At 72.2% G+C, this 681-nt stretch carries 1 protein-coding gene; it reads left to right on the forward strand.

Annotated elements, in window-relative coordinates; all coding sequences use genetic code 11:
* The coding region (locus tag MVA01S_RS30045) for a M56 family metallopeptidase (protein ID WP_060941849.1) at positions 1-681 on the forward strand (681 nt) is incomplete at both ends.

Here is a 681-nt window from a genome sequence, read left to right on the forward strand (position 1 = left end):
CCCCGAGCCGCGATCGTGCTGTGGCAGGCGATCGCCTCGGCAGCCGTTCTGTCGGCGTTCTCGGCCGGAGTAGCCATCGCGAGCAGGCTTTTCGTACCGGGTCCGGACGGCAGGCCGACCGCCACCATCGTCAGTGAGATCGCCGTACTCGGCTGGCCGCTGTGGACGGCGTACGTCATCGTGTTCGTCCTGACGCTGGTGATCGGCGCCCGACTGATCGTTGCTGTGCTGCAGGTCGCGATCGCGACGCGCCGCCGGCGGGCCCACCACCGCATGGTCGTCGACCTGGTCGGTGCCCACGACCCCCGGCACCGGGCGGGAAGCGGGCTGCGCATCCTCGACGTCGCCGAGCCGCTGGCCTACTGCCTCCCCGGTGTCCGCAGCCGCGTGGTGGTCAGCGAAGGCGCCCTCAAAGCCCTGTCGGACAGCGAAGTGGCCGCGATCCTCGAGCATGAGCACGCCCACCTGCGCGCCCGCCACGATCTCGTGTTGGAGATGTTCACCGCGGTGCACGCGGCGTTCCCCCGCTGGGTGCGCAGCGCGCACGCACTCCACGCGGTCCGGTTGCTGATCGAACTTCTCGCCGACGACGCCGCGGTTCGCCGCGAAGGCCCGACTCCGCTGGCCCGTGCGCTCGTCGCGTGTGCGTCCGGCCGCGCCCCCCGCGGTGCGCTGGCCGCC

Source organism: Mycolicibacterium vaccae NBRC 14118 = CIP 105934, assembly GCF_001552715.1.
GTDB classification, from domain to species: domain Bacteria; phylum Actinomycetota; class Actinomycetes; order Mycobacteriales; family Mycobacteriaceae; genus Mycobacterium; species Mycobacterium vaccae.